Here is a 7,337-nt window from a genome sequence, read left to right as displayed (position 1 = left end):
GTGGGAACTTGAAAGATTATTTTTTAGATTTTTAAAACCTGAGGCTCAAAGAATAATTAATCAATTTACCCGTCCGAGAAGAATTAAAAAAACTCGTAAACATTTTTCGATAAAAGATATTCATCCTTTTGATATAAAAAGAAGATTAGTTTTAAAATTTAATATTTCTCATCCTAAAAAGATTATGCATATTCCATATCCTTTTTTAAGTGAACTTACTGAAAAATCAAGGGATGAACTTGAAAACTATTTTTGGGATTTAGAAGATAGGTTAAAGTATAGAGAAAAGATAAAGTATCTTCTTGTTATATTTGATTTACTTTATCTTTACCCAAGATTAAAACCATGGGAACTTGATGAGATATTTATAAGTAATTTTTGTAAAATTTTAGAAGATGAAAGTTTTAGAATGGGATTAAGTGTTGAAGAACTTCATAGAACTTATTTTTGCAGATATGTATGGATGTATTTTGATATGATTTTATTTTTTCCTATTATAAAAAAATATAGAGCTCGTACAAAAAGCATATATTTTGAAGCTTCAAAGATTTTTGACATTCCTGTTGAAGAATTAGAAAGAGCCTCAATAGAGGATTTATTTAAAATTTTTAGAAAAAAAGCAAAAGAACTTCATCCAGACAAAGGCGGTTCTCATGAAAAATTTATTCAACTTAGAAAGATCTTTGAAGAATTGCTTAATATAAAAAAGTACAGCTAAAATAAAAGAAGCTGTATTGATAGCTTATTCTTTAGTTTTTAATTAGAAATAAATTTGATTTTTAATTCATCATAGATTATCTCCTGAGCCGGAACTTTCGTCACATTGTTAGAAGGAGGACGAAAGATGTAGTAAGAATGGTAAATACTTTGAGGAAACTAAAACAGATAGAAATAATCACGCCAGGAGAGTTATTGTAGGAGGTGAAAATTATGAAGAAGGAAAGAGTAGAGGAAATAAAAAGGGATGTTGAGAGAGAATTCCCGGATGATTTTGCATTACAACAAGTTCACATAGCAAGAAAACTGCTTGCCGAGGAAGCAAAAGAAAAGGGGATAAATTTTTAGGAATACATTAAAATCCAGGTAAAAGAGGTGAAAGATGCTGTGCACAGTGTATAATAGCAGACATACGGTTTTGCTTCGCTATGCCCAAATTCAGTAAAGCTGAACCTCATATATTAATCAGTTATTATTGACATTTTAATTGACAATTTTTAAAATGTAATATCAAAGATAAAAATCTGAAGGTTAAAAATGTCAATAATTTCAAGAATATTTAATAGTTATAAAAATGCTCTTCAATATTCGCAGGAGCGTTATGAAAATGCGTATTTGAATAATGCAAAGATGGCGTTTCAATTTTATAAAGATTTTCTTCATCAATTGTTTGTTCATTACGGAAGAATGTTTGAAAATCCTCATATTGTAAACCAAATCGTTGCTAAAGCGGAAGAATATTTTCAAAGAAGGGATATTCATTTTATTGCTATTGATGGTACTTGTTCTCGCGATCCTTTTAATGACTTCATGGTTTTCTTTGCTGCTGCTTATGGGGTAAAAGGTTGCATTCGTATCGAATCTCAACCTCCTAAATTACGATATGAACGTTGGTCTATGGATCATGATGTAAGCCTTGTAGCATATGTTCCGATTCCCTATGCTGAAGCAGGAGATATTACAGATGCAGGATATCAAGATGAATTTATCGTCGACGACAGAAATAAGATTAATTTATCAAGCATCCATACAAGGTTAATGCAATTAGCTGAGATTTATTTAGCATATCAGATGGCAAGAAGTTCAACTTTAGAACCACCTAAATTGATTTTACTCGATCTTTCCTTAAGCAGTGTTTTAATGTCCACCGATGTTGGGATAAATAATATTCACCTTTTCGGATGTCCTATTGGCACGAGAAGATTAGAAAAAAGAGATGGTTTAGTTGTATATGCTCATCCAATAAATTCAAAGCTGGGGATTCCTACTGCAAAGAAATATCGACGTTGGTCATACCTTGTTGGGTTATTAACAGAAAATGGCGGTAAACCTATAGATTTAGATACTCTTGTTTCACGAACAGATGTTGATAAAGATGAATGGATAAAAAGCTTAAATGAACCTCATGCCCAAATGGTTGTTAAATTGGAAAATAATCAAGTAATGCCGAATTTTGACTTTCGTGCTTCTTGGTTCGATTCTGTGAGGTTATTCGAGGATTTCTGTGACCGTCTTTTTCATAGACGGGATCCTGATTCTCTTATCTATCAAATTAAAGAAGGACAAACTACAAGATATAGATGGATGTCTCCGGAAGATATATCTTTTTTAGTAGCTATTGGCTTAAGAGCACTAATTGAAACTTGCTGGGAACGTGGGATTATGCTTTTAAGTATTGCAAAGGATTCTTCAACGAGATATTTTTCTCGCCATTACATTGGCGTAATGCGTGAAATTGGCATTTTCCCAAACATCCAAACAGGGAGCTTACCATGGACAGATAGAGTACTTTTAGAAAGTATAGCCTGTCAACTTGATGATTTAAGTGCTCCCTGGGCTATTACAGAATTTGACTCAGTTTTTATGACCTTGCATGTAGAGGAAGACGATACGGGAAAAAGGTATATAAGAGGAGTCCGAGGAAATGTTATTAATCCTGAACGCCTTTTTGCTCGCTCATTAGCACAATTTTTCCATAGAAAAACAAAATCTACACCTCTTATGGGACATGTTATTTTTATAGACCGTCTTATTGATCCTCAATGGGATCCCAATTTCTTAAACGGACCAACTATCTCTAACTCTGATTTAGGGAAAATTTCCCCAATCTACTTTGGAACAAACGAAAACATAAACTATGGGCAAGCAGTATCGGTTTGGCTTCTAAATGTACTTACAAGGAATTTGTTCCCAGAAGTAATAGGTTATCCCGACCCTCTTCATAAAGCAGATTGGGGTGCAAAGAGCGTTAAAAGAAGAGTAGATCGTCTAATTAAGTCGAGCGAAATAGCTTTCAGAGGAAGACCTCTTGCACGTCTTTTTAGAACATTAAGAGAGGCACAAAGGAGGTAAGAGCCATGCCAATACAAGATATTGGAAAAGTTTTTATTCCAAACCGTATCGGCCGTCTCATGAGGATAGAAGAGAATGAACAGACAAGATTTCAGTTTGAAATTTGGTTTGAATATACTAGGCAAACCATGACCGAGCTACGAGAAGGAACATTGGTAGCAGTTAAGAATTTTTCGTCAAATCAAAATGAGACTCACTATAGTATTTTGGAAATCGTTTCTATTATGCCTATCCACTACGCTTTAGGAGAAAATCCCGAAGGATATCCCGGTTTTGTAATGGAGGCAGCAAGGAATATTGCTACCGATTGGACTTCTCAAGAAGATCGTTCTGAGGAAGATACTACAATTATAAGATGTATTGCTATGCCAACAGGAATGGAAATCACAGAATCGGTAAATGGAAGAGAATTAAGTCAAGAATCTGCATTGCCTATGATTGGAGCAGATGTAAGAGTGCTAACTAACGATGCTACCCGAGAAATTGTAAACAGAGAAATTTCCCCCGCAGAAGATTACGTGTTTGAAGCAGGAAAATGGCTAGTTAATGATGCAGTACCAATTTATGTGCGTGCAGAAGATTTTATTCGAGTTCATTTCGGTATATTTGGGTTCACTGGAGTCGGTAAATCAAATCTTGTAAGTACCTATATAGCTGAACTTCTTCAAATTTCACGAGAGCGTAATCGTCCAGTGAAAATTGTTCTTTTTGACCTAATGGGTGAATATACAGTACTCCTGCTCGATCAGTTACTTACTCTCCCACAAGCATGGATATTGGCAATCGGAGAACATACCTTGCCAGGATCAGTGGTAGAGTTTCTAAGTGGGGATAATGCTCAAAGAAATAATGCTGTAAACCATTTACTTAATAGTACACTCTTTCCAAAACCATTAGAAAGGATTCGAAATCAATTTCGTCCAGCTTTTTCTCAATTGCTCAATGATAGAAAAATTCGCTTTTACCAGCCACCCGCTCTTTTATTTCGAGAGTTTATAGACCAAAATGATCGAGTTTTAACCGGAGGTAATCTTGGAGGATCTCGAAGCATTATATTTACTCTGCGAGATACTTTAAGACAACAATATGGGAGCCAACCTTTATCCCCACAAACTGCTCAACAGATAAGAACTCATATTGAACAAATAAGACAGCAACATACAAACTTAACAGCAACAGCCCTTAATAATCTATCAAATTTCGCTCGTCTTCTTGAGAATATTCAAAATCAGTCTCAACGGGTATTTCCTCCTCAAGTTACCATGACACTTGAAGATATCATTGAACAACTTAATCGGAGAAATGAAAATTGTCTTCTTGTCATCCAATCACATAATCCTGATGATTTACGAGATTTTGCATATGAATTAGGACGAGAATTGTTTGAGAGACGCAGGAGAAGAGGAATAATTCATCCATTAGTAAGCTTTGTTTTTGATGAAGCTGATGAGTTTATTCCAGGGCAATACGAAAGAGATAGCAGTTATGCTCGTTCTGCCTGGATTGCTGAGACCTTGGCACGTAGAGGGAGAAAATTTGGAATAGGAGTTGGTATTTGCACCCAGAGAGTGCGTTACCTTAAAACCAGTGTCATGGCTCAGCCTCATACTTATTTAATCAGCAAGATGCCACGCCTTAGCGATAGGGAAGCAATTCAAGAGGCCTTTGGCTTTTCCGAAGACATGTTTCGCCAGACCTTTAAATTTACACCCGGAGATTGGCTTCTCGCAAGTTATGATGCTACCGGATTAAAAGCTGTGCCTATTCCTATTCATGCTTCAGATGCGAACGAGCGGATTAGGAATTTTTTACGAAATCAACTCCCTCAAATTATTCAACGACAAATAATAAGATAACCTAGACTGATATGAAAAAACATATTATTCCATTTTTTGTTGCAGACAGGCCAGCCAGTTTTCTTATCCTTAAAGGAGTGTTATTAAAATATCCCCACATTAAAGTAGGTATAATGACTCATGCTTTCACATCAAAGAACGTATGGCAAATCTTCAAAAAGTTCCCTAAAGAATTGCCTCTCTTATATGAAGATAAATCTTTTTCTTTAAATGAAGATTTACTTTCTAGTTCTTTGGTTAAGATGACAGATTCTGGAATATTTAGCAAAAACGGATGCACAATTGAATATGAAGAATTATTTGAAAGGTATAACATAATGAAGACCAATTTTGGAGTAATGATCGATGTTTTAAGGGATGCTAAAGCAACCCTAAAAAGTGCAGAAAAAGCATTAAGAATTTATGAAAAGAACAAAAAGAAATATCGATTTAACTTGGTAGCAGTAGCCCAAGGAAGAACTTTAGAGGAGTATTTAGAATGTTATCAAAAACTATTTACCAATTTTGAATTTATTGCAATAGGAGGATTATTAAAAAAACGAATAAATAGTGCGAGATATGTAAGAGTGAGAGATGAACAATTTATGTATAAGGTTATAGAAGCCATTAAAAGAGAGTTTAATCCAAAATGGTTATATGTTCTTGGGTGCTATCACCCTTCAAGGCATAAGAAATTTGAAGAAATAGGAGTATGGGGAAGTGATTATAAAGGATGGATTTTTAATTATAAGCTAAAAAGACAACTCCTTATTAATATCTCTTTTTCCCTGTCATGTATTGAACAAAAAAGAGGATTAAAACCTAAGTACCTAAATCTTCTTAATCGAATAGAAAATGAGCTTCAAACCAAAGAAAAAGAGTGGAGAAAGACAAAAGATCTATCTACTAAAAGAAAATTACGGATGGAGATAAATCGGTTGAAAGAGGAGATCGAAGTTACATATACAAAACTTCTGAGAGAGAGGGAATTTATTGTAAACAATAATCACATTCCATTTGAATACAAACATAAATTGAGAACCTTCAAGGAAATTCTCGAAAAGGAAGAGCAATTTCTCAGGTTTAAACAAGTGAGAAAATATATCGAGGAAAAGATTTATGCACAACTTCAATAAGACTTTAATAATTATTCCTTGCGGAAAGAAAAAAGTTTGGGATATTAACCCCAGAGCAAGAAAAGTTAAGGCAAAAGACGCCTATATTAGCAATTATTTTAAGCTTTGTAAGCAATATGCAGAGAGATTTGCAGATAAATGGGTTATTTTATCTGGAAAATATGGAATTATTGAACCAGATTTCATAATAAGCAGAAACTATGACACAAAATTGTTTGTTTCAAAAAAATTTAAGGATAAAGTAAAAAAGCAACTACAATTTGTAATCAAAAATATAAGCCAAGTTATTTCTCTTTGCGGTAATTATTATTCGCTTTTTTTAAGAGATATGCTATATTGTTTCAATTTGCCCCTATATATGCCCCTGCAAGGATTAAAGATTGGAGAAAGGCAGAAATTGCTTAAGAAATGTTTAAAAGAAAACAAACCTTTTAAAATTGGCTCTTAATAAAAATATATTTACTGTCAAGCAAAACAAACACCTACTATGGATTTTACGGCTTACTTTGTTTGCCCAAATACTTTGTACTTCGTCAAGTCTAAAATCATATCTGAAATTGCCACAAGTCCGTTATAGAAAATGTTAATGTATTGAGACTATATGAGAAAGTTATAATACATTTTCATTCTCAATTAAAAGAGGGAGGAGAGTTTTGTGCTCCTCCCTCCTTCTATATAAGGTACGGTGTGGTATGAAGGTAAGTAGTTAGAATTTTACCTGGAGGGTTAGCTGAAACCTTTTGTCATCAGCTAAAAGCTTATCTTCATAATCTACATAATCATAATCAATAAGAAACATACTTTTGTGAGGTTTATCTAAATGATAAGCAATTCCAAAAATATATCTTCTACTTTCATCAAGAGTTCCATCATCCAGATCATCTTGATCATCATTTTGATCAAAATAATCATATCTTCCTATCACACTTATAGGGAGGCTTGAGAAGGCATAAGGTTTAAGCTCTAAGAAAAAGGAATAACCATCTTTATCGTAATCATCAGTTCCTTTAAAATTGCTTTTTCCCCAATAATATTGAGCTGTGGCAGTAAAGTATTCATGTTCATAGCTTGCAAAAAGAAGATTGACCTGCCAGTTTGGGGGATTATGTTCTAAATTTGCTTTACCACGAATTCCGAAATATGAAAATTGCAAACCTGGCAAGATATCAGGCAATGGTCTAATAGTTATTCTTCCCTCAATAGGTTTATCATTATTTTTTTCCCTTCCATGATATCCTGCACCATTATAAATACCAAGAGATATACTTCCATATCTTCCTGCATAATGGGAATTTAC

General features: G+C 33.9%; 6 protein-coding genes. 5 read left to right on the top strand and 1 reads right to left on the bottom strand.

What is annotated here, in order from left to right:
• The 5 genes from LWW95_11405 to LWW95_11385 form a co-directional block, all read left to right on the top strand.
• Positions 1-718: hypothetical protein (locus tag LWW95_11405; protein ID MDL1957631.1), on the top strand; the 718-nt coding region annotated here is incomplete at its 5' end.
• Positions 719-1,254: 536 nt separating this feature from the next.
• Positions 1,255-3,069, top strand: coding sequence for a hypothetical protein (locus LWW95_11400; GenBank protein ID MDL1957630.1), 1,815 nt, complete (start codon positions 1,255-1,257; stop codon positions 3,067-3,069).
• A 5-nt stretch (positions 3,070-3,074) separates the two neighbouring features.
• Positions 3,075-4,925: a DUF87 domain-containing protein gene (locus LWW95_11395; GenBank protein ID MDL1957629.1), complete on the top strand. Its 1,851-nt coding sequence runs from the start codon at positions 3,075-3,077 to the stop codon at positions 4,923-4,925.
• An 11-nt stretch (positions 4,926-4,936) separates the two neighbouring features.
• A complete protein-coding gene (locus tag LWW95_11390) occupies positions 4,937-6,040 on the top strand; it encodes a hypothetical protein (protein ID MDL1957628.1) in 1,104 nt (367 codons plus the stop codon).
• Entirely contained in the window at positions 6,024-6,488 is a 465-nt protein-coding gene (locus tag LWW95_11385) for a hypothetical protein (GenBank protein ID MDL1957627.1), read from the top strand. Before LWW95_11390 ends, LWW95_11385 begins: the two co-directional genes overlap by 17 nt.
• Before the next feature lie 258 nt (positions 6,489-6,746).
• Here LWW95_11385 and LWW95_11380 read toward each other — a convergent pair.
• On the bottom strand, positions 6,747-7,337 hold a 591-nt coding region (locus LWW95_11380; GenBank protein ID MDL1957626.1), incomplete at its 5' end, for a hypothetical protein.

This window comes from Candidatus Desulfofervidus auxilii, from assembly GCA_030262725.1.
In the GTDB taxonomy this organism is placed as follows: Bacteria; Desulfobacterota; Desulfofervidia; order Desulfofervidales; family Desulfofervidaceae; genus JAJSZS01.
The sequence above is the reverse complement of the archived record's forward strand: the minus strand, read 5'-3'. Positions and strand labels throughout refer to the sequence as shown.

What these genes read in the sequence shown, in the direction of transcription:
- LWW95_11395 (MDL1957629.1), top strand. Translation starts at nt 3,075, where the DNA reads ATGCCAATACAAGATATTGGAAAAGTTTTTATTCCAAACCGTATCGGC.
- LWW95_11390 (MDL1957628.1), top strand. Translation starts at nt 4,937, where the DNA reads ATGAAAAAACATATTATTCCATTTTTTGTTGCAGACAGGCCAGCCAGT.
- LWW95_11385 (MDL1957627.1), top strand. Translation starts at nt 6,024, where the DNA reads ATGCACAACTTCAATAAGACTTTAATAATTATTCCTTGCGGAAAGAAA.
- LWW95_11400 (MDL1957630.1), top strand. Translation starts at nt 1,255, where the DNA reads ATGTCAATAATTTCAAGAATATTTAATAGTTATAAAAATGCTCTTCAA.